This is a genomic window from Niveispirillum sp. BGYR6, from assembly GCF_027568365.1.
Classification (GTDB): Bacteria; Pseudomonadota; Alphaproteobacteria; order Azospirillales; family Azospirillaceae; genus Niveispirillum.
The window spans coordinates 243,182-267,856 of the sequence record NZ_JANLNL010000007.1; the positions used below are offsets into that span (position 1 = coordinate 243,182).

General features: G+C 61.8%; 22 protein-coding genes. 9 read left to right on the forward strand and 13 right to left on the reverse strand.

The features are described 5' to 3' along the window. Positions 1–94 precede the first annotated feature (94 nt). The 7 genes from PCJ49_RS16175 to PCJ49_RS16205 all read right to left on the reverse strand — a co-directional run bounded on the left by PCJ49_RS16175 (position 95) and on the right by PCJ49_RS16205 (position 5,665). Positions 95–301 carry a cold-shock protein gene (locus tag PCJ49_RS16175; protein WP_089289918.1) on the reverse strand — a complete coding sequence of 69 codons (207 nt, stop codon included), beginning with the start codon at positions 299–301 and terminating at the stop codon, positions 95–97. A 171-nt stretch (positions 302–472) separates the two neighbouring features. Continuing rightward, positions 473–2,038: an ABC transporter substrate-binding protein gene (locus tag PCJ49_RS16180; RefSeq protein WP_269911833.1), complete on the reverse strand. Its 1,566-nt coding sequence runs from the start codon at positions 2,036–2,038 to the stop codon at positions 473–475. Positions 2,039–2,108: 70 nt separating this feature from the next. After that, positions 2,109–3,671 (reverse strand): ATP-binding protein, encoded by a 1,563-nt coding sequence (locus tag PCJ49_RS16185; protein ID WP_269911834.1) that lies wholly within the window; start codon positions 3,669–3,671, stop codon positions 2,109–2,111. Between the two features lie 227 nt (positions 3,672–3,898). Next, positions 3,899–4,651 carry a flagellar type III secretion system pore protein FliP gene (gene fliP / locus PCJ49_RS16190; RefSeq protein WP_269911835.1) on the reverse strand — a complete coding sequence of 251 codons (753 nt, stop codon included), beginning with the start codon at positions 4,649–4,651 and terminating at the stop codon, positions 3,899–3,901. After that, positions 4,648–4,998 carry a flagellar biosynthetic protein FliO gene (locus PCJ49_RS16195; RefSeq protein WP_089289915.1) on the reverse strand — a complete coding sequence of 117 codons (351 nt, stop codon included), beginning with the start codon at positions 4,996–4,998 and terminating at the stop codon, positions 4,648–4,650. Before PCJ49_RS16195 ends, fliP begins: the two co-directional genes overlap by 4 nt. 2 nt (positions 4,999–5,000) lie before the next feature. After that, positions 5,001–5,336, reverse strand: coding sequence for a hypothetical protein (locus PCJ49_RS16200; protein WP_153203163.1), 336 nt, complete (start codon positions 5,334–5,336; stop codon positions 5,001–5,003). Continuing rightward, a complete protein-coding gene (locus tag PCJ49_RS16205; RefSeq protein ID WP_269911836.1) occupies positions 5,333–5,665 on the reverse strand; it encodes an EscU/YscU/HrcU family type III secretion system export apparatus switch protein in 333 nt (110 codons plus the stop codon). The genes PCJ49_RS16200 and PCJ49_RS16205 overlap by 4 nt, the downstream gene beginning before the upstream one ends. 273 nt (positions 5,666–5,938) lie before the next feature. On the opposite strand from PCJ49_RS16205, the gene flgB reads away from it, so the two are divergent. From flgB to PCJ49_RS16245, 8 genes are all read left to right on the forward strand, one after another. Then, positions 5,939–6,343: a flagellar basal body rod protein FlgB gene (gene flgB, locus PCJ49_RS16210; RefSeq protein WP_269911837.1), complete on the forward strand. Its 405-nt coding sequence runs from the start codon at positions 5,939–5,941 to the stop codon at positions 6,341–6,343. A 29-nt stretch (positions 6,344–6,372) separates the two neighbouring features. Next, positions 6,373–6,786 (forward strand): flagellar basal body rod protein FlgC, encoded by a 414-nt coding sequence (gene flgC / locus PCJ49_RS16215; RefSeq protein WP_089289911.1) that lies wholly within the window; start codon positions 6,373–6,375, stop codon positions 6,784–6,786. A 70-nt stretch (positions 6,787–6,856) separates the two neighbouring features. After that, positions 6,857–7,174, forward strand: coding sequence for a flagellar hook-basal body complex protein FliE (fliE, locus tag PCJ49_RS16220; protein WP_269911838.1), 318 nt, complete (start codon positions 6,857–6,859; stop codon positions 7,172–7,174). 168 nt (positions 7,175–7,342) lie between these two features. Next, the gene (fliQ, locus tag PCJ49_RS16225) at positions 7,343–7,633 is read left to right on the forward strand and encodes a flagellar biosynthesis protein FliQ (protein ID WP_089289909.1); all 291 of its coding nucleotides are present in this window, start codon (positions 7,343–7,345) and stop codon (positions 7,631–7,633) included. Continuing rightward, on the forward strand, positions 7,633–8,397 hold the full coding sequence (fliR, locus tag PCJ49_RS16230) for a flagellar biosynthetic protein FliR (protein ID WP_269911839.1): 765 nt from the start codon (positions 7,633–7,635) through the stop codon (positions 8,395–8,397). The genes fliQ and fliR overlap by 1 nt, the downstream gene beginning before the upstream one ends. Before the next feature lie 16 nt (positions 8,398–8,413). Further along, entirely contained in the window at positions 8,414–9,493 is a 1,080-nt protein-coding gene (gene flhB, locus PCJ49_RS16235) for a flagellar biosynthesis protein FlhB (protein WP_269911840.1), read from the forward strand. A 144-nt stretch (positions 9,494–9,637) separates the two neighbouring features. Beyond that, positions 9,638–11,815 (forward strand): ATP-binding protein, encoded by a 2,178-nt coding sequence (locus PCJ49_RS16240; protein ID WP_347710439.1) that lies wholly within the window; start codon positions 9,638–9,640, stop codon positions 11,813–11,815. A 496-nt stretch (positions 11,816–12,311) separates the two neighbouring features. Next, entirely contained in the window at positions 12,312–15,386 is a 3,075-nt protein-coding gene (locus PCJ49_RS16245) for a TonB-dependent receptor (protein WP_269911841.1), read from the forward strand. Positions 15,387–15,576: 190 nt separating this feature from the next. On the opposite strand, the gene PCJ49_RS16250 is transcribed toward PCJ49_RS16245, so the two are convergent. From PCJ49_RS16250 to PCJ49_RS16270, 5 genes are all read right to left on the reverse strand, one after another. Continuing rightward, a complete protein-coding gene (locus PCJ49_RS16250; protein WP_269911842.1) occupies positions 15,577–18,594 on the reverse strand; it encodes a TonB-dependent receptor in 3,018 nt (1,005 codons plus the stop codon). A 457-nt stretch (positions 18,595–19,051) separates the two neighbouring features. Beyond that, positions 19,052–20,401, reverse strand: a complete 1,350-nt coding sequence (accC, locus tag PCJ49_RS16255; protein WP_089289934.1) for an acetyl-CoA carboxylase biotin carboxylase subunit — start codon at positions 20,399–20,401, stop codon at positions 19,052–19,054. 31 nt (positions 20,402–20,432) lie between these two features. After that, positions 20,433–20,900 carry an acetyl-CoA carboxylase biotin carboxyl carrier protein gene (gene accB, locus PCJ49_RS16260; RefSeq protein ID WP_269911843.1) on the reverse strand — a complete coding sequence of 156 codons (468 nt, stop codon included), beginning with the start codon at positions 20,898–20,900 and terminating at the stop codon, positions 20,433–20,435. A 30-nt stretch (positions 20,901–20,930) separates the two neighbouring features. Then, positions 20,931–21,395: a type II 3-dehydroquinate dehydratase gene (gene aroQ / locus PCJ49_RS16265; protein WP_269911844.1), complete on the reverse strand. Its 465-nt coding sequence runs from the start codon at positions 21,393–21,395 to the stop codon at positions 20,931–20,933. A 111-nt stretch (positions 21,396–21,506) separates the two neighbouring features. Continuing rightward, on the reverse strand, positions 21,507–22,292 hold the full coding sequence (locus PCJ49_RS16270) for a DsbA family protein (RefSeq protein WP_269911845.1): 786 nt from the start codon (positions 22,290–22,292) through the stop codon (positions 21,507–21,509). Positions 22,293–22,526: 234 nt separating this feature from the next. Between PCJ49_RS16270 and PCJ49_RS16275 the strand changes: the two genes are divergently transcribed. Then, complete coding sequence (locus PCJ49_RS16275) at positions 22,527–24,083, forward strand: DUF3369 domain-containing protein (RefSeq protein ID WP_269911846.1); 1,557 nt, start codon at positions 22,527–22,529, stop codon at positions 24,081–24,083. 14 nt (positions 24,084–24,097) lie between these two features. Here PCJ49_RS16275 and PCJ49_RS16280 read toward each other — a convergent pair whose 3' ends face one another. Next, a complete protein-coding gene (locus tag PCJ49_RS16280; protein WP_269911847.1) occupies positions 24,098–24,628 on the reverse strand; it encodes a hypothetical protein in 531 nt (176 codons plus the stop codon). Positions 24,629–24,675: the final 47 nt, after the last annotated feature.

Below are 24,675 nucleotides of genomic sequence, written 5' to 3' on the forward strand. Positions count from 1 at the left end.
AAAGCCAATCGGGGCGCGCAGGCTCCCCGCCTGTGCACCCTTTGCGAAGGGCTTCCATTACGTTGTCCTGGCGCCGGCCTGGGGCCGGACCGCATCAGTTACGCAGGTTGAGCGCGACCGTCTTGCCGGTGCGCCGGTCCTTCTCCACGTCGAACTGCAGCCACTGGCCTTCCTTCAAGGTCGCCAGACCGATGCGCTGAACGGACGAGATATGGACGAAAATATCAGGGCTGCCATCTTCCGGCGTGATGAAGCCATAGCCCTTGATGCTGTTGAACCATTTGACCGTGCCCGCGGGCATTTTTGGCAATCTCCCCTTGAGGTTCCCGACTGTCGGCTACAGCGGGAACGGGGCCGGTTGCCATGCCGGCCGGTCCAGAAGCAGGAACGACGGCGGCAAGATGGCGCTTTGGCCGGCCGAATGCAAGCGGCGGGCCTGTCATGGCACCCATCGGCGGCACCATTCTTCCCTTCAACGCACGCGGGCTGGTGTTGCCACCAGCGGCACCACATTGGCGGCAAGGGTCAGACCGTCCGGCTGGTCCAGATATCCCAGATCGGAATGCATCGCCCAGGAACGGGCGATGTGCAGCAAGGGGATGGTCGGCAGCTCCCGCATCACCAGGGTGCTGATCTGGCGGGTCAGGGCGGCGCGTTCCGTCTTGTCCTCCGTGCCCATCGCCCGTTCCACCAGCCCATCCAGTTCAGCGTTGGAATAGCCCTGGAAATTCCCGGCCCCGGCCCCCCGCGCCGAATCACGGGTCACCAGCGTATCGCGCGTCTGCTGGGCCAGATCGCCATCGAACATGACTCGTCCGAGCATCATCATGTCGAAATCGCCCGATTCCAGCAGCCCGGGCAGCGCCTCGGAGGGAACATCGCGGATATCAACCTGGACACCCGCCAGCCGCAGATAGCGGGCGACCCCATCCGCCACCCGGCGGAAGGTGGGGGGTGTGGTGATTTCCAGTTTTTGCGGCAGGCGGGTGCCCGGCGGTGGGGTGGGCAACTCCTCCCGCAAGCCAGGATAGGCCGGGTCGTCCGGCGGCAGGGGCTGGAACGCTGGCAAGGCCAGCCCCCCCATCAGCCGGTCAGCCAACCCGCGCCGATCAATGGCGGCGGAAATCGCCTGTCGGACGGCGGCACTGTCCAGGCTGACGGCGCCCGTGCGTTTGCGCGTGTTGGGCAGCAGGAACAGGGTGCGGCTGATACCACCGGTGACGATTCTGGTATTGGGATGCTGATCGAAGAAGCTGGTACTTTCCAGCGGCGGACGGTTGATGATGTCCACCTTGCGGCTGATCACCGCCCGCGCCCGCTCAGCCCCCTCAGGAATGGCGATCATTTCCACCCGGTCCCAGGCGGGCGCTTCCCCCCAATATCCTGGATAGCGTTGCAGAATGGCCGAAGCGCCCGCATTGAACCCGGTCAGGCGATAGGGGCCGCTGCCCGGAACACGCCCGGCATTGAAATCCGCTGCCTTATATTGATTCGTCGGTGGGCAGCCTTCCGCGGCATAATCCCCCCGCCAGCCCGGCGGTGCGCCGATGATGGCCAGACGCGACAGCTGGCGGGGCAGGTTGGACATCGGGCTGCGCGTGTCGATCTGCACCCGGTTCTGTCCCAGCGCCTGTGTTTTCAGGATATTATAGATCAGCCCCTGCAGCTGGCCTTCCAGACGGGCCAGCCGACAGAAGGTGAAGGCCAGATCTTCCGGTCCCAGCGGATGGCCATCATGGAAGCGCACATCGCTGCGCAGTGTAAAGCTCCAGCGGGTCGGCCCTTCGCGTCGCCATTCCTGCGCCAGAACGGGTTTGATCCGGTCGCCGCCATCCCACATCACCAGCGGTTCGAAGATATGGAAGGCCAGCGTATGACTGGAGGGGGCGGCGATGGCGTGTGGATCGGCGCTGGCCGCAACAAAATCCAAACCAATGCGCAGAGATGTCTCTGCGCTGGTGCCAAAGGCGGGCAATGCGGACAAAAGGCTGATGAAGACCAGCAGAAGCTGGTCTATACGGCTGGTCTTTCCTGGCATGGCCGGATATTGCGTCCTCCCCATTTGCGATCATGACTTGTATTGGGGCGCAGTGCCAGTGACGTAAACGTTAAGCGCTGGTGCCGAAAAGGTCCGGCCCATTTTCCGCGGCTGCCATCATGTCGGCGGGATCGGGTGCATGGGGGTCGCCGGCGGCCGTCTGGCAACCCAGATGCGGCAGGGCGATGGCCCGCATCCCGCCCAGCAGGGTCCGCTGCACGATGACGCCGCGCTGTTCCATATAAGAGAGCAGGCGCCGCGCCCGACCGGGGGAGCGGCTGCCGCAGGCCCGCGCCACCTCTGCATCCGACGGGCAGGGCGCCTTGGCGATGGCGGCGCGGGCCAGTAGCAGGAAGACCCCCTGCATGTCCTCGGGCAGGCCGGAGGCTGCTTCTTCCGCCTGGGCCCATTCCGGCTGGTCGGTGCCGCCGGCATCCACCCCGGCGCGGATCACGGACAGGCGACGGCGAAAGCCCGGCATGTCCAGCGCCTCACCCCGCAGCCGATGGATACGGCAGCGCACCAGGAAATCCTGATACAGCACGGCATCGGTGCGGAAGGCGGCTTCCGGATCGGCCAGCACCTCGCGCAGCACCTCATCCAGCCGCTGCTCCATCTCCTCCACCGACAGGGCGGGCGGTTCCGGGTTGGCGGCGGCATTGGCGGCGATTTCCGCCTGCCGCTGCCCGGCCAGCCGCAGGGCGGCATTGATGTCGGGGGCGGCCTGCGGCGGCGGGCGCTTGACCACGGGCATCGGCGTCGGGGCGAACAGCTCATCCGCGGTTGGGGTCAGGATCAGGTCGCGGGCATCGGCGGGCGGCTGATCGGGCAAGGGCATCAGCTTGGGGCTGCCGCCCCGGCCCGCCGTTTCCACCACCCCGATTCGCACCGGCAGCGGCCGGCGTGACAGGGCGGGGCCCAGGGCCACGAAATGGCCGCGCTGCAGGTCGCGGAACATTTCCGCCTGCCGGCGTTCCATGCCCAGCAGGTCGGCGGCGCGCGCCATGTCGATATCCAGGAAGGTACGGCCCATCAAGAAGTTGCTGGCCTCCGCCGCCACATTCTTGGCCAGCTTGGCCAGACGCTGGGTGGCGATGATGCCGGCCAGCCCGCGCTTGCGGCCACGGCACATCAGGTTGGTCATGGCGCCCAGGCTGACCTTGCGCGCCTCGTCCGACACCTCACCGGCGGCGGCGGGCGCGAATAGCTGCGCCTCGTCCACCACCACCAGCATCGGATACCAGTAATCGCGTTCCGCATCGAATAGCCCGCCCAGGAAGGCGGCGGCCAGACGCATCTGCGCCTCGATATCCGCCCCCTCCAGGCTCAGCACCACGGAAACGCGGTGCTGGCGCACGCGGGCGGCCACCCGTTGCAGGGAGACCTCCGTATGGTCGGCGGCCTCCACCACCACATGGCCGTATTTGTCGGCCAGGGTGACGAAATCCCCTTCCGGATCAATGACGCATTGCTGCACCCAGGGCGCGCTCTGTTCCAGCAGGCGGCGCAGCAGATGCGACTTGCCGGAACCGGAATTGCCCTGCACCAGCAGGCGGGTGGCCAGCAATTCCTCCAGGTCGAGCAGTGCCGGGCGGTTTTCCGCCGTCAAACCCATGTCGATGCCGACCTGCATCCGCCCATCACTCCGTCAGTTCCGTTCGAAGCGGCCTATCTGAAGCCGGCTTTCGTTAAGCTGAAAATAGAGCCGGCTCCAGATCGAGTCTGTCTGCGAGCGGCTTCACGCCTGAAGGCGATCCGCTCTATAGCTCAGGAAGGCCGCTGACGGGGAGGGGGCGTTGGGGGAAGGGGGCGGGGGGCAGGGTTGTGCCGGCCATGGGGCGGGTACGGGTGGCGGGCTGCCTATCCGAAACTCTGCACCAGGCTGCCCACCACCAGATACCAGCCATCGATCAGCACGAAGAAGATCAGCTTGAAGGGCAGGGCGATCATGGCCGGTGGCAGCATCATCATGCCCATCGCCATCAGCACGGACGACACCACCATGTCGATGATCAGGAAGGGCACGAAAATCAGAAAACCGATCTCGAATGACCGCTTCAGCTCCGTCAGCATGAAGGCGGGGATCAACACATGGATGGGCACATCCTTCGGCTCCGCCACCGGCGGGGTCTTGGAAATATCCATGAAAAGCTGCAAATCGCGCTCGCGCACATGACTGGTCATGAAGGCATGGAACGGCTCGATGGCGCGCTTGAATGCCGTCATCTCGTCCACCTCCTCATTCATCAGCGGTACGATGCCGTTCTGATAGGAGGCCTGCAGGGTGGGCGCCATGATGAAGAAGGTCAGGAACATGGCGAGACTGACCAGCACCTGATTGGGCGGCACCTGCATCGTGCCCATGGCGGAGCGCAGGAAGCTCAGCACAATGGTGATGCGCACGAAACAGGTCATCATGATCAGGATGCTGGGCGCCAGTGACAGCACCGTCAGCAGGGCGACGAACTGGATGATGCGGCCGGTGCTGCTGGGCCCGTCGCCCATATCCAGCGAGAAGCTTTGTGCCGCCGCTGGCAGTACCGCCAGCAACAGCGCGGGCAGCGCCAGGGCCAGCCCGCGCAGCCAGCCGGGCATCGTTGTGAAAAGACTCATGGCTTGTCCCCCTGGCTGCGTTTCAGCAGCGACAGGAAGCTGGGGGCCGGGGCGGGGGCCGGTGCATCGGCAATAACGGGCGGGCTGATGCCCGTCTCCACCACCCGGTCATCCCCCATGCCCAGCAACAGCAGATGTTCCACCCCGTCGCGCTTCACCAGCACCAGCCGGCGGCGCGCATCCAGGGGCAGCACCTCCACCACGCCCAGCCGGCGGGCCGCACCCCGGCGCTGCACCGGCAGGCCGGCATTGGGGCCGAAGCGCCGCAGCAGGAAGCCGAACAGCCCGATCAGCGCCAGCACGAAGACCAGGGCGGCGACAAAACGGATGTAACTATCCCCGCCCATGCTCAACCTTCCTCGCTGCGGCGATAGGCGGCGGCGGCGCGAATGCGGGTGGAGTGGGTTTCCGTACCCCCCAGCTTGTCGCCATGCACCTCCTTCAGGGCCATGGCAAGCCCCTCCAGACCCAGCATCACTTTTTCCAGTTGTGGCAACAGGGCGCGGGCCTGATCGGGTGGCAGGCCCAGGGCGGCATCCAGGATTGGCTTTACCTCCCGCTCCAGTCCCGCCAGTTCCACCATGTCGCCGCTGCGCACATTGGCGGCACTGGCGGTCAACAAGGCATCCAGGCTCGCCAGCGTGTCGGCGATATCGGCGGCGGCAGGGGGCAGGGGTATGGTCATGGCTGCGGTCTTACAGGATCATCGGGGCCGGTGGAAGGGCCGGCCGCAGCCGGCCCGCCATTGGCGCGGTAAACATAGGCAAGAATTTCCGCCACGGCGGCAATCGCCTCAATGGGGATTTCGCTTTCCACATCCACAGCGGCAAGAATTTCCGCCAGATCGGCATCGGTGCGCACCTTCACCCCATGGGCGAAAGCCAGTTCCAGGATCTGTTCTGCAACGGCGCCGTGGCCACTGGCCACGATGCGCGGCAAGGCGGGATCGCCAGCGCTGTGGCGCAGGGCGACGGCGACCTGTCGTTTCTGCCTGGGTTCTTCGGTATCGGCCAAAGGCAAGCTTCCCGGCAAGGGAGGGCGAAAAACACACGAGGGCAGCAGGATAACAGAACGACGCAGAGGGTGACAGGCCGGCCAGCGGCATTTGCGCTTTATTAACTGTGGGGTTGGAGTATGGTGATGGGATGAGGTGTGAAGGGTGACAGCCCCTTCCCATGCGCCCGCATATCAAGATGGGGGCGACCTGCCAGAATGGCGCGTTTTTTGCTTCTTGTTCTGTCAGGCATGTGATGTCCGGCTCGGTGGGCCGATGATGGGGATTGGATCATGGATCTGGGCGATACCGGCTTGTTCCGCATGATGAACGACAAGATGGCCTGGCATAACCAGCGCCAGGAGGTTTTGTCGCAGAATGTGGCCAATGCCGACACACCGCATTTCCAGGCCAGCGACCTGACGGCCTTTGATTTCAAGAAGCAGCTGCGGGCCCATCAGCCGATGGCCCTGGCCGGCAGCCAGCCGGGCCATCTGGCCAGCACGCGGCCGCAGCAGGGGCCGTTTCAGGCCGATAAGGAACGCACCCCTTATGAAACCTCGCCGGATGGCAATGGCGTGGTGCTGGAAGAACAGATGCTGAAGATCGGCCAGAACGCGCTGGAATACCAGACGGTGACCAATCTTTACCGCAAGCAGGTGGGGATGCTGCGCACCGCCATGACGGCGCCGCGCTGATCGGCCTGACGCGCTAGGGGAGGGATGAGATGGACCTGATGAATTCCATGGCCTTGTCGGCCGCCGGCATGAAGGTGCAGGGCACGCGCCTGCGCATCATTTCTGAAAATCTGGCCAATGCCAATTCCACCGCCCCCTCGCCGGGTGACCTGCCTTATCGCCGCAAGGTGGTGCTGTTCCAGAATGCGCTGGACAAGGAAATCGGCGTTGAAAAGGTCAAGGTGAAGAAGATTGATGTGGATCGCAGCGATTTTCCCCGTCGCTATGATCCGGGTCACCCCTCTGCCGACGCCGATGGCTATGTGCTGACACCCAACGTCAATTCGCTGATCGAGGCGTCGGATATGCGGGAGGCCCAGCGTTCCTATGAGGCCAATCTCAACACCATCGACGCCACGCGCCAGATGATCATGCGCACCGTCGATCTGCTGCGTGCCAACTGAGTTCCCCCTGTCCTGAGAGGCCGGGCGGCCGCAACGCCGTCCGTACCCGTGAGAAAGCCGGATTACCGCCATGGCCATTCCCTTCTCCAGCGCCGCTTCTGCTTATGCCAATGCCGCTCAGCGCGGGCTGGCCGCCCCTGGCGGTTCCGCCAAGGCCGGCAATGCGGAGGGGGCTTCCTTCGGGGATGCCTTGAAGGAGGCGGTGGAGACCTCCATCAACACCATGCATAAGGGCGAGGACATGACCGCCAAGGGCGTGGTGGGCAAGGCTGATCTGGCCGATGTGGTCAGCGCCGTGACCAATGCGGAAATGACGTTGCAGGCAGTGGTCAATGTGCGCGACAAGGTGATCTCCGCCTATCAGGAAATCCTGCGTATGCCGATGTGACGGCGGGCCTGTGGCCGGCGGTCCGGTATAATACCAACCTGCCTAAAGGTTGAGCTTTAGGCAGGTTGGAGGCTGGCGACCGCCAGCCCGGCGCTTGAGGGAGCGTGAAATCTCTCTGGATCGGTCGCGATCCAGAGAGATTTGGTATAAGGGGAAGGAACCGCCGGCATGACTGAGGCGGAAGCCATTGATATTGTGCGCGATGCGCTGTTCGTCACCATCATCGTCAGTCTGCCGCTGATGGCGATTGCCCTGGTGGTGGGTCTGGCCATTTCGCTGTTCCAGGCGCTGACCCAGTTGCAGGAACAGACGCTGACCTTTGTGCCGAAGATCCTGATCATGTTCGTCGCCATGGTCTTTCTGCTGCCTTTCATGCATGGGCATCTGAAGGTCTTCACCGAAGGGCTGATGGACAAGATCATTGCCGTTGGCACGGCCCGCGATGGGGATGATGGCTGATGCAGCTGGACCAGCTGATCGCCGGCTCGCTGTTTGCCTTTCTGATGGTGTTCATGCGCGTCGGTGCCGCCATGCTGGTGATGCCGGGCTTTGGGGAGCCGTTCGTCTCCGCCCGCATCCGGCTGCTGTTCGCGCTCGGCGTCTCCTATCTGCTGATGCCGGTGCTGCTTTCCAGTATGCCGCCGCGTCCCGCCACGGTGGGCGGGATGCTGACCCTGATCCTGGCGGAGACGCTGACCGGGCTGTTTTTGGGCACCATTGCCCGCATGTTGATGTCATCGCTGGAAACGGCGGGGATGCTGATCGCCAATCAGGTGGGCCTGTCGGCGGCGCAGAGCTTCAACCCAGCCCAGGCCACCTCTGGTAACGCGCTCTCGTCTTTGCTGTCCATGCTGGCGCTGGTGCTGATCTTCGCCACCGACCTGCACCATATGCTGCTGCTGGCCGTGGTGGACAGCTATTCGCTGTTTGCGCCCGGCGTCTGGTTGCCGGTCGATGATGCCGCCCAGCATTTGACGCGGGTGATGGCTGACAGTTTTCTGATCGGGATGCAATTGGCGGCCCCCTTCACGGTGATCGGCCTGCTGTTCTATCTTGGGCTGGGGCTGATCGCCCGTTTGGTGCCACAGATCCAGGTCTTCTTCGTGGGGATGCCCTTGCAGATCATTTTCGGCATGTTGTTGCTGGGGCTCAGCCTCAGCGGCCTGATGGTGTTCTGGCTGGCCCGGTTCGAGGGCCATCTGATCAACATCCTGCAGCCGTGAGCCGGGGAGGGACGCCATGGCCGAGGATCAGGATGATGACAGCAAAACCGAAGAACCAAGCAGTAAGCGCCTGGCCGATGCGCGTGAAAAAGGCCAGGTGCCGAAATCCCAGGAATTCAGCCATCTGTTCGTGCTGGGGGCCAGCCTGGGCCTGATCCTGCTGATTCTGCCCTGGTCGTTCCGGCGCATTGATGCCTCGCTGCTGCCCTTCATTGAACAGCCCCACGCCATCCCCATGGATGGCGGCACGCTGGAACTGATCCTGCGCGATCTGGCGATCAGTGTGGTGGGGGCCTTGGCGGTGCCGCTGCTGCTGCTGCTGGTTGCGGGTGTTCTGGCCTCGGTGGTGCAGGTGGGATTCCTGGTCACCACAGAGAAATTCCTGCAATTCGATTTCAGCCGCATCAACCCGCTGACGGCGTTAAGCCAGAAATTCTCCATGAAGAATCTGGTGGAGTTTCTGAAGGCACTGGCAAAACTGGTGATTGTCAGCATCGTCGTCTTTGTCATGCTCCGCCCCCTCTGGCATTCGGTCGATCATTTCATCGCCATGTCGATGATTGATATCGTGCGGGAAACCCAATCGCTGGCGGCCCGCATCATTTTTGCCGTGCTGCTGGTGCTGCTGGTGCTGGGCGGGGCCGATTATCTGTACCAGCGCTATACGTTCATGCAGCAGATGCGCATGACCAAGCAGGAAGTGAAGGACGAGTTCAAACAGGCGGAAGGCGATCCGCTGATCAAGGGCAAGATCCGCCAGCTGCGCATGGAGCGCGCCCGCAACCGCATGATGGGCAATATTCCCACCGCCGACGTGGTGGTCACCAACCCCACCCATTACGCGGTCGCCCTGAAATATGACCCCGCTGCCATGGGGGCGCCGACGGTGGTGGCCAAGGGGGTGGATCATCTGGCCATGCGAATCCGCGAACTGGCGGAAGAACATGATGTACCGCTGATCGCCAACCCGGCCTTGGCTCGTGCGCTCTATGCCACGGCAGAAGTCAATGAGGAGATCCCCGCCGACCATTACAAGGCGGTGGCGCAGATCATCTCCTACGTATTCAAAATGAAGCGCAAACCCCTGCCGGGCTGACACACAGTTGCGATGCGTTCGCCTCATCGCAACTGTGTACGGCGGCGACTGCCGCCGGCGCTTGAGGGCATTGCTTAGAACCTATAGGTTCTAAGCAATGCAAATGAGTTAAGCCTTGGCACCCTTGTCAGGAAGAATGCAGACGTGAGCAGGCGTGCCGGAAAATTCGCCCTCCCCACCGATATGCCCCCGGCGCGGCTGGTGGGCGGCGGCTTGACGCTGCTGGTACTGGCCGGGGTGGCGGGGCTACTGCTGATGGGCCGGGTGGAAGGACCGCCGCCGGCGGAATGGCCGGGGGGGCTACGGGCTGGGCTGCTGATCTGGACCTTTTCCGCCCTGCTGGTATTTGGCGGGCTGGTGCTGGGGCGGATGCTGCTGGCCGGCATGGCGGTGACGCAGGCACAACGGCGCTTGTTTTCCCGTACGCTGGAGGCCAGCCCGCTGCCGCAGCTGCTGATGGGGCCGGACGAACGGGCAGTGGCCTATAACCCGGCTTTCCGTGATCTGGCCCGGCCAGGGACGACACCGCCGCTGACGGCGCTTGCCGGCCGCAGTCCCAGCCCAACCGCGGGGGTGGAGCTGACCCGGCTGGCCGCCGCCGCTGCGCGCGGGATGGCGGGGGAGGTGACGCTGCCTTTTCCGGATGCCGCGTCGGGGCAGCTGGCGCCACACCGCGTTTCCGCCCGGCCGGTGGAGGGGTTTGCCGGCCATATCCTTTGGCTGGTCCACCTCGCTCCGCCGTCGGCTGTATCCGCCCCGGTATCGCCCCCACCCCCGGCCATCGATCCCGCCCTGGCGCAGCTGGAACGCCGGTTTCAGCGGCTGTTTGATTATGCGCCCATCGGCATCGTGCTGCTGGATGCGGAATTGCGGGTGACGGAGTGCAATGACACGATGCTGGCCCTGGCCGGCATCCCGATGGCAGAGGTGGCGGGCCGGTCCGTCGGCCTGCTGTTCCAGCGGGAAAAGCGCGCCGACGCCCAGGCCCGCCTGCTGGCCCTGCGCGATGGGCGGGATGGGGAGGTGCCGTTCGAGGTCCAGCTTCGCGGGGCGCCGGGGCCCGTGGTGCAGGTCTATGCCCGTCCGGTGGAGGGGGAGGAAGCGGGCGATTGCGGGCTGGTGCTGCATATCGTTGACATGACCAGGCAAAAAAGCCTGGAGGCGCAGTTCGTCCAGTCACAAAAAATGCAGGCCATCGGCCAGCTGGCCGGCGGGGTGGCGCATGATTTCAACAACCTGCTGACCGCGATGATCGGTTTCTGTGACCTGCTGCTGCTGCGGCACAAGCCGGGCGACACCTCCTTCACCGACATCATGCAGATCAAGCAGAATGCCAACCGGGCCGCCAATCTGGTGCGCCAGCTGCTGGCCTTCTCCCGCCAGCAGACCTTGCAGCCGCGCGTGCTGTCGGTCACCGATGTGCTGGCGGAACTGTCCAATCTGCTGCGCCGACTGATTGGTGAGAATATCGAGCTGCGGATGTTGCATGGCCGTGACCTGGGGCTAGTCAAGGTGGATCAGGGCCAGCTGGAACAGGTGATCATCAATCTCTGCGTCAATGCCCGCGACGCCATGCAGGCGGTGGGCGGTGGCAAGCTCACTATCGTTACCTCCAATCTGGCGCTGGGCGAGCCTGTGAGACGGGCAGCGGATCTGGTGCCGGCCGGCGATTATGTGGTGATCGAGGTGCTGGATACCGGCATCGGCATTCCGCCGGAAAATCTGGAGCGGATATTCGAACCCTTCTTCTCCACCAAGGAGGTCGGGTCCGGCACGGGGCTGGGCCTGTCGACGGTCTATGGCATTGTCCGCCAGACGGGCGGCTTCGTCTTTGTCGACAGTGCGCCGGGGGACGGCGCCAAGTTCAGCATCTATCTGCCCCGCTTCAACGAGGCTGATGCGACGGTCAGTGCCGAAAAGCAGGAGCGCGGCAGCTCCGATCTGACCGGCATGGGCTCCATCCTGCTGGTGGAGGATGAGGATGCCGTGCGCATTTTCGCGGCCCGCGCCCTGCGCAACAAGGGCTATCATGTCATCGAGGCGAAATGCGGGGAGGCCGCATTGGAACTGTTATCGGCGGACAATCCCCCGGCGGTGGACCTGATTGTAACGGATGTGGTGATGCCGCAAATGGATGGTCCCACCATGATCCGGACCGTGCGGGAAACCATGCCTGACGTAAAGGTAATCTTCATTTCCGGCTACGCTGAGGAACGGTTCCGCAGCACCTTGGGCAATGATGAGAAGGCGGAGTTCCTACCCAAGCCCTTCAGTCTGAAACAATTGGCGGCCAAGGTAAAGGAAGTGATGGAGGTGGGGTAAGGGAAAGTTTTGGAAACACTATTCCGCTCTCCCAATTTTTTTGTATGAATCAATCCTGGATTGAGACGGTGAGTTTTTTATTCATAATTATGCATATAATTGTCTTAAAATAAAAGTCATGCGCGCTGGTCTTAACGCGAAAGCATACCGGTAAACCGGAAGCATCTCACGCTGTTGAGCTGCGATGGCATGTCGATGCTTTCTTTCCTGGGGAGAGAGCACGCGTAGCGTGCGTCCCGGCGCGTAAAAATAAAATAGCATTTACCTGAACAAAAATGAAATTTAATTTCAATTTTAGGGCGGTGACGTAACAAAATTATATCAAGGCGAAATTATTGCAACAATGCAACAGGTCAAAACCACTTTTACGAATTGGTTACGCACTTCTTGTCGTTATTTTCTTTCCGGAGTTAACTGCCATGACCTGCCTGCATGGTTGGTGGATCGGGAACCACCTTGCTGCGGATGGGAACCAAAAATAACGGGGTATATAATCATGGCGATCCAGTACATTCCGACGGCACGGCGTTTCCGTTCCGTCCTGCTTGCCGGTGTGGCGGCAGGTTTGGTGACTGCACTGCCGGCACAGGCGCAGCAAAGCGCGCCGACCAGTGCGGCGACGCAGCCCATTGAAGAAATCGTGGTGACGGGTTCGCGCATCCGCCGCCCGAATGTGGATTCGGCGGTGCCTGTGACCTCTGTTCCGGCGGAGGCTTTCTCTGAAACCGGCACCGTTTCCGTCGGTGATGTGCTGAACGATCTGCCGGCCCTGCGCTCCACCTTCAGCACCGGCAACTCCAGCCGTTTCATCGGTACTTCCGGCTTGAACCTGCTTGATTTGCGTGGCTTGGGCACCAGCCGCACGCTGGTGCTGCAGAATGGCCGCCGCCATATCGGGGCGCTTGAGGGGACCAACGAAGTCGACGTCAACATGATCCCGACCGATCTGATTGAGCGGGTGGATGTGGTGACGGGCGGCAGCTCTGCCATTTATGGTTCTGACGCCATCGCCGGCGTGGTGAATTTTGTTTTGAAGAATGATTTTGAGGGTGCGAAGGTTCGCGCCCAATATGGTTCGCCGGAAGATCCGGGTGGGGACAGCTATTTCGTCAGTGCCACGCTGGGCACCAATTTCGACAATGACAAGGGCAATATCGCCCTTTCCGTTGAACAGGCCAAGCAGAAGCAGATCAAGATGAAGGACCGCGACTGGACGCGGTCTCGTCAGGCATTTGTGATCAATGAAAGCCCCGCCAATGAGCCAGGCGGTACGGACGGCATTCCGGATCGCATCTTCGTGCGCGACATGCACAGTGTGCTGTTGAGCGAAGGCGGTTCGGTTATTCCGGGTTGTCCCGCTTCCCTGACCGGTGCTGCTCGTGACCTGCGTTGCAAGCCGGGTTCAAATATTGCCCGCGTCTATCGTTTCCGCCCCGATGGCACTCTGGCTGAAGCCGATTATGGCTCACGGGATTTCCGTCCCAACGCCAATACTACTGACGGCGGCGATGGCACCACGCTGCGCCGCTATGGCCAGCTGCAGCCGGAAATCCGGCGTATGGCGGTCAATGCGGTCGGCCATTATACCATTTCCGACGCCTTCGTGCCGTTCTTCGAAGCGAAGTTCGTGCGCAATCAGGTGACGCAGGAATCCAGCCCCAGTTTCAATCAGAGCGACCTGATCCTGGGCCTGGACAATCCCTATCTTAGCAGCCAGGCCCGCACGCTGCTGAACAGCATTGTGCCCGGCACCTCGCCGTCGCGGACCTTCTCCTTGAATCGCAACAACCTCGATTTGGGCAGCCGCGTGGAAGACATCACGCGTGAAACCTATCGCGGTGTGGTGGGTGTCCGCGGCGAATTCAATAATGACTGGAACTACGAATTCTCCCTGAATTACGGTCATCAGAAGAAGACGCTGCTGTCCGGCGGCAACCGTGTCGAGCAGCGCTTTGCGTTTGCCACTGACGCCGTCCGTGATGCCAGCGGCAAAATTGTCTGCCGGGTGACGGTCGATCCGTCGGCGCGGGAAGCCTTGGCGCCGGAACTGCAAAAGTATCTGGCGGACGATGTGGCAAACTGCGTTCCGCTAAATCCGTTTGGCGAAGGCGCCATGACGGGGGCTGCCCGCAATTATGTGATGACCCAGTCCAAGGCGACGGGTAAACAGACGCAGTTTGTTGCCGGCGGCTTCCTCAGCGGTGACAGCTCCGACCTGTTTGAGCTGCCGGCCGGCCCGGTCGGCTTTGCCGTGGGCGGTGAATATCGTCGCCAGACAGCCTATCAGGAATATGACCAGCTGGTGCGCGATGGTGGCACCTTCTTGAACGCCATTCCAATCTTCGATCCGCCCTCTTTCGAGGTGAAGGAAGCCTATGGCGAAATCAATGTGCCGCTGCTGAAGGATCTGCCTTTCGCAGAGGAGCTGTCGGCCCAGGGTGCGGTACGCTATTCTGACTATAAGGGCAGCACAGGTTCGACTCTCGCCTGGAACGCAGGTGGTACCTGGTCCCCGCATTCCTGGATCCGTTTCCGCGGCAATTACTCGGTTGCTGTGCGTGCCCCCAATCAGGACGAACTTTATTCCTCTCCGACGCAGAGCTTCGCTTCCATTAACGATCCCTGTGATGTGAACTTCATCAGCTCCGGTACGTCATCCCGTCCGACCAATTGTGCAGCTGCTGGTATTCCGGCAGGCTTCGTCAATGAATTGGCGCGTCTACAGACAGCGGAAATCCGTTCGGGGGGCAATCCCAACCTGACGGAAGAAAAGTCCAAGGCGACGACGCTGGGTTTCGTCCTGACGCCGGATATCATCCCCGGCTTCACCTTTGCAGCGGACTATTTTGACATCAAGGTCGATGATGTTATCGAGTCCGTTGATGTGCAGGACATTGTGAATCTGTGCTATGACGCCGCCTCGCTTAATAATGCGTTCTGCCAGTTGATTCAGCGTCAGCCGGCTGGCAGCAAGGATCCCCGCACGGGTGAGAGCAACGCCTTCTATTTCGTGCCCGGTGGCATTCTGCAATCCTCCCTGAACTACGCCAAGCGGACGTCGCGCGGTATCGATTTCGATACCAGCTACAACACTGATATTGGCGATCTGGGCACCCTGGAGCTGCAGGCGATCGCCACCTACACGATCCTGCGCAACAACTACCCCAATGTGCTTGATCCGAACTTCAAGGATCAGGTTCTGCTGGAATTGGGTGACCCGAAGTGGAGCGGCCAGTTCTCGGCCAAGTACAAGACCCAAGGCTTCACCTTCGGTTACCAGTTGCAGTATATCGGCAAGATGTCGATTTCTCCGGACATCGAAGCCATCAAGTCTGTACAGGGGCGTCCGCCGCAGGATGCCGATTATGCGACCGATCGCTGGTACCCGAGCGTGTTCTATCATGATGTTCGCGTCGGCTATGACATCAATGAAGGGCTGAATGTCTATGCCGGTGTGGATAATGTCTTCGATAAGGAGCCGCCGTTTGGTCTGACTGGCACGGGCGAAGGCTCCGGTATCTATCAGAACCGTGGCCGCTTCTTCTACGCAGGCGTGGTCTACAACTTCTGATCCTGATCTCCTTGATCCGGCCTTCACTGGGGGCCGGATCATCGGGTTTGATAAGAAAGCCGTCCCTGTCGGGGCGGCTTTTTTCTTGGGCGCCGCAACGGCAAAGAAAAACCCCGCCGGTCGCCCGGCGGGGTACAAGTTGGTTGGGGACAACGGCCTGACCGTCGCCCCCAAATGCCTTTCAACCTGATCAGAAGCTCTTGCTCAGGTTGATGAAGACGCGGCGGCCAACATAATCGTAACCGCTGTAAAGCGGGGAGTTGCCGACGCGGCTGTAGGAAGCGTAGGTACCGGTCAGACCAGCAGAAATCTTCGGCGGATCGCGGTCGAAGATGTTGCGCACGCCGGCGGTGACGCTCCAGTCCTCGCCCTTATACTGCATCGACAGGTGATGCAGGTCATAGTCGCTGACCTTGGCGATCCGCGGATCCGTGGCCGGGTTCAGATCCAACAGATCGTAGCTGTCCGTGCCGGAGATCCATTCAAAGCCGTAACGGAAGCTCCATTCCTCGATCTTATAGGTCAGGTCAGCATTCAGCGAATATTTCGGCTGGTTCAGGGTGCCGTTATATTCGATGAAGGGCTGATCGCTGAAGGTCTTTGACTTCTGATCGATGAAGTAGGTCAGCGTCCCGTTCAACCCGAGATCGCCGGGGCCCGCTTCAACATTATACCGGGCCGTGAAGTCCAGACCACGGGTCAGGGAGGAGGCGATGTTGGTGTAGCTGTCGGAAACGGTCAGCGCATTGGTGCCGGCGGCACGGGCGGAGACCAGACGGCACAGGTTGCTGCCACGGCGGAAATCCGCCGATTCATAGCAGCGACCCAGGATTTCCGTACCGCCGATACGCTCCACGCTGTTGTCGATCTTGATATCGAAATAATCGACAGCGAAGGAGAAGCGGCCGAACTCACCCGGCAGTTCCGGCTGCAGGATCAGACCGGCGGTAAAGTTCTTGGAGGTTTCGGCTTCCAGGCCGGTGCCCGAACCGCCGCCGGAATTGACCTGAACGCCGTTGGTGGCCTGATAATCCGGGCCGATCCCCTCAGAAGCACAATTGGCCCGCAGGGTCGCTGTCTTGCCGGCGGCACCATAATTGTTGCAGGGGTCGCTCTGCGAGGACAGGAAGGCCGTTGTTGTGCCCAGGAACTGTTCGAACAGCGCCGGGGCGCGGAACGAGGTGCCGTAGGAGGAGCGCAGCGACATCCAGCTGGTCGGCGCATAGACACCGCCCACCTTATAGGTCCAGTCCGAACCGTAGGAATCATACTCGGTGTAACGGCCAGAACCGGTCACCGTCAGCTCTTCCACCAGCGGCAGATTGGCCAGAACCGGCACTTCCACTTCGCCAAACAGCTCATACACCTTGTCCGTGCCGCGGGTCGGGGCCGACGAGGTCAGGTTATAGAGGTTGGCGGTCTGGCTGTTGATGTCCGGCGTATCGTCGATCTTGGCTTCACGATATTCGGCACCGAAGGCACCCTGCACCGTACCGGCCGGGACGGTGAACAGCGGGCCGTCCAGACCCAGCGAAGCGACCTTCTCGTCATACTTCGTGTGGCCGGTCACGGTCTGGAACACCTGGTTGGACCAGTCCTGCGGCAGCTTGCCGCCAATGGTCGCCGTGTTCAGCACCGGGGCCGGGATGCAGCCCAGCGACGGGTTGGCGATATTGGCGGCACAGGTGACCAGCCCGCCATTGGCGCCCGGACGCACCAGTGACGCATTGAAGCCGGCCGGGGCGGCAACGACGTTCAGGCTCTGTGCCAGACGATCGGTCAGGAAGGACTGCTGACGATATGTCGCGTCAGACTTGGAATAGCTGAAGGACAGGTCATAGCGCCAGCCATCCAGCGGGGTGAAATCGCCGCGGATACCCGTGGTGGACTTGTAGAAATCGACATCCTGCTCGCTGCGGTCATTGCCGAAGCCGATGAAGGCGCGAACGCCGACGGGGGCCTTGTTGGTCAGCGCGTTCGCCACGGAGGAGAAGGTCGAGCCCTGCAGCCCGGTCGGGATCAGCAGGCTGCCCTTGGCATAATCGAGGGCCAGCTGGCGATAGCTGGTCTGGGTGGATTCGCGGCGGTTATACAGCGCCTCGGTATAGACCTCGGCGTTGCCCAGGGCTTCCAGCTCGTAGGAGGCCTGACCGAAGCCGGTATAGGTCTTCACCGGGGAAATCAGCGACCGGTTCAGCATTTCCGGCGCGAACGTGTCGCGCACATTCAGGTTGTTGGCACCACCGCCCACACCTTCAAAGCCGACCAGCCCGGTGGAGACGGCACCATTCGGGCGCCAGCGGTTGAAGGTGCTGCCCACCGAACCGGGGGCGCCGACACCGGCCAGGTTGTTGGTGCCGATGCTGTTGATGGCAGAGCCGTTCGAACCGGTGCCGGAGATCGGGTAGCACTTGGGCTGGCCGGTCATCGGGTCGACAAAATCCAGGCGCGCACCCGTGGTCGGGTTGAACTGGTAATCGGTGTTGCAGCGGGTCCAGTCACGATCCGCCAGGGTCAGGTTGCCACGCTCGTAATATTCGAAGGAGCCGGCCACCTTCCAGCGGTCACCGCTGGTGCCGCCAACGATGGAGGCGCGGGCTTCCTCGCCGCCATTATGCACCGGGCGGGTGTAGCGCCCATCGACCGTCACGCCTTCGACATTGCTCAGGGTGACGACATTGATCACGCCGGCGATGGCGTCGGAACCATAGATCGAGGAGGCGCCGTCACGCAGTACTTCCACACGCTCGATCATGGCGTTGGGCAGCACGTTCAGATCGGCGGAACCGATGGAACCACGCGTGCCGGCGGGGGCCACGCGGCGGCCATTGATCAGCACCAGCGTGCGGCCAGCACCCAGGCCGCGCAGGCCCACCGTGTTGGCGCCGGGGCCGCCATTGGTGACAAAATTACCATAGGCGTTGTTGATCTGCGCGGAACCGCTGGTGATGCCGGCATTCTGCAGCATCTCCGCGGTGGAGTTCATGCCGGCCAGAACGCTGTCTTCCTTGGTCAGCACCTGGATGGGCGACGGGGAATTGAACGTATCGCGGCGGATACGCGAACCCACCACGACGATTTCCGACATGGCTTCTTCGGTGTTGCTGCTCTGGGCCAGGGCCGGTGCCCCCAGCGTGCCGATGCTGCCCACGGCAACACCCAACAGCAGCAGGCCCCGCAGCGTGCGGGTACGATTGCTCATCATCATTGTTCAACTTTCTTTTGTATTCTGCCGCAGCCCGTCCGATGGGCTGTTCATTTTTAGCCCGGGGATTGAGCCACCCTCGTCATGGCGATTCAACCTTATCGTCAGAAAACTGAAAAACTCTGTGCCTTATGTGTCGAAACAGCCACATTCTATTGTGTTCTTGTTATAAATTTTCCGTTTAGTAAAAAATTATAATATTTTATGTCGGATCAATTTTGTTTCATGTGTAATAATTTTACAGAAATACAGATTCATTAATATTTGTACATTTATAAAAGTTCATTTTAATTGCCATTTTTGAAATTATAAACTTTGTATGGAATGTGTGGGTGAATGGATCATCTGGCTGCGGTCTTCCCGACCTGTGTTCTGTTGCTACCGATGCTGGCATGAAAAAACCCGGCCTGCGGGTGCGGGCCGGGTTCCTCCATTCAGTCGGTTTTCAGGCGTGGCGTAATCAGCCTTCGGCCTGACGCTTCATCCAGCCTTCCATCCACTTGATATCGTAATCACCATTGATGAAATCCTGCTCGGCGATGATGCGCTGATGCAGGGGGATGGAGGTATCCACCCCGGTGATGACGAATTCTTCCAAGGCACGGCGCAGCCGCATCAGGCATTCGTTACGCGTGTTGCCGTGCACGATCAGCTTGGCGATCATGCTGTCATAATAGGGCGGTACGCGATAGCCGTCATACAGCGCGCTGTCGACGCGCACGCCCAGGCCACCCGGCGCATGGTACTGGGTGATCTGGCCGGGCGAGGGCATGAAGGTGACAGGGTTTTCCGCATTGATGCGGCATTCGATCGAATGGCCGTGGAAACGGATATCCTGCTGCGTATAGCCCAGCGGCGCCCCGGTGGCGACGCGGATCTGTTCACGCACCAGATCGACACCGGTGATCATTTCCGTGATCGTGTGTTCGATCTGCAGGCGGGTGTTCATTTCGATGAAATAGAACTGCCCGTTCTCGTACAGGAACTCCATCGTGCCGACGCCGCGATAGCCCAACAGCTTGGCGGTGCGGGCGGCCAGCGAGCCGACCTTTTCCCGCTCCTCCGCATTCAGGGCCGGCGACGGTGCCTCTTCCACCACCTTCTGATGCCGGCGCTGGATGGAGCAGTCACGCTCCCCGAAATGCACCACATTGCCGTGGTGATCGCCCAGCAGCTGCACCTCAATATGGCGTGGGTTGGCGAGGTACTTTTCCAGGTAAACCTCGTCATTGCCGAAGGCGGCACGCGCCTCACCCCGGGCCAGCTGATAGGCTTCCTTCAGCTCGTCCCGGCTGAAGGCCACCTTCATGCCCTTGCCGCCACCACCGGCGGCAGCCTTGATCAGCACCGGATAGCCGATCTGGTCGGCCACGCTGGCAGCCGTCTCAAAACTGTCCACCGGACCGTCAGAGCCGGGCACGCAGGGCAGGCCCAGGGAGATCACGGTCTTCTTGGCCGTGACCTTGTCACCCATGATGCGGATATGGTCCGGCGTCGGCCCGATCCAGGCGAAGCCATGCTCGATCACCATATCGGCGAACTGGGCATTTTCCGCCATGAAGCCGATGCCGGGATGGATGGCATCGGCCCCGGTGATGGCGGCCGCCGACAGGATTGCCGGGATGTTCAGATAGCTTTCCTTGGCGGATGGCGGACCAATACAGACGCTTTCATCCGCCAGACGCACATGCATGGCGTCGGCATCGGCGGTGGAATGCACCGCCACCGTCTTGATCCCCATCTCGCGGCAGGCACGGTGGATACGCAAAGCGATCTCGCCGCGATTGGCGATCAGCACCTTGTCGAACAGCCCTTGCTGGGTATTCGCGCTCATCGTGCGATCACTCAATGATCAGCAGCGGCTGGCCGAACTCGACCGGCTGCGCGTCGGAGACCAGGATCTCGGTCACGGTGCCACCCTTGGCGGCCTTGATCGGGTTCATCACCTTCATGGCCTCGATGATCAGCACGGTCTGGCCGGCCTTCACCACATCGCCCACCTTCACAAACGGTGTGCCGCCGGGTTCAGAGGCGGCATAGGCGGTGCCGACCATCGGCGATTTCAGGGCGTTCGGGTTCTGGGCCGGGGCCACGGCGGGGGCAGCGGCCGGTGCGGCGGCGGCGGCCGGTGCGGCTGCCAGCGGGGCGGCCGGCATGGCGTAAGCGGCCGGGTAGGCCGCAGCAGGGGCCGTGCGGCTGAGCCGGATGCGGCGTTCGCCTTCCGAATATTCCATTTCCGTCAGGCCCGACTCCTCCAGGAGTTTGGCCATGGTCCGCACGAACTCGGCATCCAGATCGAAGCTCGACATGGTGTTCTCAACCTTATCCAATGGCTTGCCTCAGGCGCCCGGCCGGTTCGCAGCGTCGATCAGCCGACAGGCGGCTTGAAGTGCCAGAACATAACCGTGCGAGCCGAGGCCGCATATGACCCCGCGCGCGACCATCGACACATAGGAATGGTGTCTGAACGGCTCACGGCGGAAGATGTTACTCAGATGAACCTCGATGACAGGCAGGTCAACCGCCGACAGCGCATCCATGATGGCCACCGACGTGTGGGTATAGGCGCCAGCATTCAGCACAATGGCATCATGCTCGCCCCTTGCCTCCTGGATCCAGGTCACCAGCTCTCCCTCATGGTTGGACTGGCGGAATTCCAGGTCCACGCTTAAGCGCGCTGCCTCTGTCTGGCACAGGGCCTCGACATCGTCCAGCGTTTCCGCCCCATAGATCTGGGGCTCACGGGTGCCGAGCATGTTAAGGTTCGGCCCGTTCAGGACAAGAATCGAAGGTTGGATCGCCAAAGTTCAGCCGCCCGCTATTGTCACCATAAGGAAGCGGGGCGGTTATATCACGGCCATGGATTGGGGCAATGGCCGCGATAAAACACCCGGTTTCACGGGCTTACCTATAGGTCAGCCTGCCTTGTCGGCCTTCTTGGCCGTACGGGCAGCCGCGAAATAGCTGGTGAATTGTTCGGTTTGAATGGCACCCGGCACCAGCGTGTCGCCGATGACGAAACCAGGGGTGCCGCGAATACCCAGTTCGCGGGCCAGCGCGATATTGGCGTCGATTTCCGCCTGGATGGCCGCGTCGCCCATATCGGCTTCCAACTTCTTGATATCCAAGCCAACATCGCGTGCCGTGGCGCGGATGACATCACTGTCCAGCCGGCCTTCATGCTTCATCAAGGCCGTATGGAACGCCTCATACTTGCCTTGGCGGTTGGCGGCCAGGGCAGCCTTGGCCGCCTCCATGGAAGAGGGGGCGAGGATGGGGAATTCCTTATAGACGACGCGGACCTTGCCATCCTTCTTCACCGCTTCCACCCGTTCCGGATGGGTGCGCTTGCAATAGCCGCAATTGTAATCGAAAAACTCCACCAGGGTGACATCGCCCTTGGGGTTGCCGCCGACCGGCCCCTTATTTTCCAGGGCGGCACGATTCGCCGTCAGTGCGGTCTTCTGCGCCTGCTCCGACTGGGCCTGTTCCTTGGCCTCCAGCGCGTGCATGGCCTCCACCAGCACTTCCGGATTGGCGATCAGATAATCGCGCACGATCTGTTCCACCGCCTGCCGATCCAGCGGCTTGTCGGCAGCCATGCCGGGTGCCACGCCGCCCAGTGTCAGCAGGGTCACCAGGGGCAGGGCGCAGCCGGCACGCTTCAAGGGGCGGAGACGAGGAAGGGAGAATGGCGTCATTATCGTGGGTCCGTTTCGATTCTGGTCGGTTAAGGCATGTGAGGTGCCCGCTCCAGCACGGCAACAGCAATACATCTTTTTGCGGTTGTTTTATGGTGCTTGCGTAACATGTCGGCCTATGCGGGAATAGGTTGGATCATCCGTTCCCGACGGATATAACTTTGGAACAGGTTTCGGGACGGGCGAACTTTAACAAGCGCTCTCCCTCTGGGGGGATTTGGGACGGATATGGGCATGAATGACGACGCCTTCCTGTTTCGGGAAGAAACGCCGGACAATTCCGTCGTGCCAGCGCCCTTGCCCCCGTGGCTGATCCTGATCGTCGATGACGATCCTGAGGTTCACGCCATGACCCGGCTGGTCATGAAGAAATTCAGCTATCGCGGCCGGCCGGCGCAGTTCCTCTCCGCCTATTCCGCCGAAGAGGCGTTGCGGGTGTTGAGCAACGATCCGGGCATCGCCGTCATCCTGCTGGATGTGGTGATGGAAACCGATGATGCCGGTTTGCGTCTGGTGCCGCGTATCCGCAAGGATTTGGGCAATGATCTGGTCCGCATCATCCTGCGCACCGGCCAGCCGGGACAGGCGCCGGAGGATGATGTCATCCATGGCTATGATATCAATGATTACAAGGCCAAGACGGAGCTGACGGCGCAGAAGCTGGGTACGGCCACGGTGGCGGCCCTGCGCTCTTACGAGCATATTCTGGAACTGACCCGCTCCCGCAAGGGGATGGAGCGGATCATTGAGGCTTCGGGCAACCTGTTCGCCCTGCGCGCCATCGATAGTTTCGCTGAGGCGGTGCTGCGGGAACTGGCGCGGGTGCTGGACCTGCCCTGTGATGGGCTGGTCTGCGTTGTGCGGGGCAGTACCGCGGCCGATGCGCAGATACTGGCTGCGGCCGGGCGTCACCATGGTCTGGTCGGCCTGCCCATGGGGCGCAGCGTTGACCCGTTGCTGTCGGCGCGAATCGCGGAGGTTCTGCGCACCCGGACCCATCATTATGATGATGGCGATGTCATTATCTGGCTGCGCACGGCGGATGGGCGCGATGCGGCAGCCTGTGTTCATGCCGGTCGCCCGCTGGATGGGCTGGAGCGTAAGCTGGCGGAGGTGCTTGGCTCCAAGATCACCATCGGTTTTGACAATCTCCACCTCTATGAACAGGTGAAGCGGGCCCATAAGGCCGCCGTCATCGCCCTGGCCGGGCTGGCGGAGTATAAGGATCCAGAGGGCGGCGGCGACCATGTGCTGCGTCTGTCGCGGCTGGTGACGGAGATTGCCTTCATTCTGCGCGGCGACCCCGCCTATGCCGGGGTGATCGATGATGATTTCCTGGACCAGATCGCCATGGGCGCCATGCTGTATGATATCGGCATGGTGGGCGTGCCCGACCGGGTGATTACCAAGCAGGAACCCCTGGATGCGGACGAACGCCAGTTGATGGAACAGCATTGCGAGCGCGGGGCCGCCATCCTGGAGAAGGCCTCCCGCATGGTGGAGGGGAGCAGCTATTTCTCCTTCGGGGCAACGATTGCCCGCTGCCACCAGGAACGCTGGGATGGCAGCGGCTATCCCGCTGGCCTGCGGGGGGAGGCCATTCCCCTGGCCGCCCGGATCGTCGCGGTGGCTGATGTCTATGATGCGCTGACGCATAAGCGCAGCTGGCGGGACGCGATGCCGCTGGCAGAGACGCTGCGCATGATCGAACAGGGATCGGGCAGCCTGTTCGATCCAGCCGTGGTGACGGCCTTCTTCCAGGCCATGAAGTCACGCGGACGCCGGCGCTAACCAGTTCCTGTCCGTCAGCGGTCCAGCGGGCCGGGGATACCGTTATAGCGATCCTGTTCCAGGCGATAGGGATCATAGGCGCCATCGTAATGGTCGCGGTGGCGGCGTTTCAGCTCCATATCCGACTGCGAGACGGCGACGGACATGCTGAAATTCGTATCCGGGCAAGGGTTGGGCATATAACCGCCCGCCATGGCGCGATCATCCTTGCCATAAGCCAGTTCGGCGCCGACATATTTGCCGCTGACCGCCCCCATGGCCACCCCGGCTTCCACCGTTTTGCGGACCCGGCATTTGGCCTTCTGATCCGTCGCCGTATCCCCGGCCAGCGGCACCATGGGCAGTTGCTGGGCGGCTGTGGGTGCCGCCGCTACCGTGCTGCCATTCTCCCCCGGACGATCCAGCCTGACCCAGCCATTGACGGGCTTGCCGGGGTTGACGGCGGTGTTCTGTCCCCCGACCACGGCATCACCATCCGCCGCCAAGGTCGGCAGTGCCGATGCCAGGGTCAGGAAGCAGCAGAATATCAGGGGCAGGGGGCGCATGGCGGTTCCTGGGCGGAAGGGGTCAGTCCAGGTTACACGGACGCATC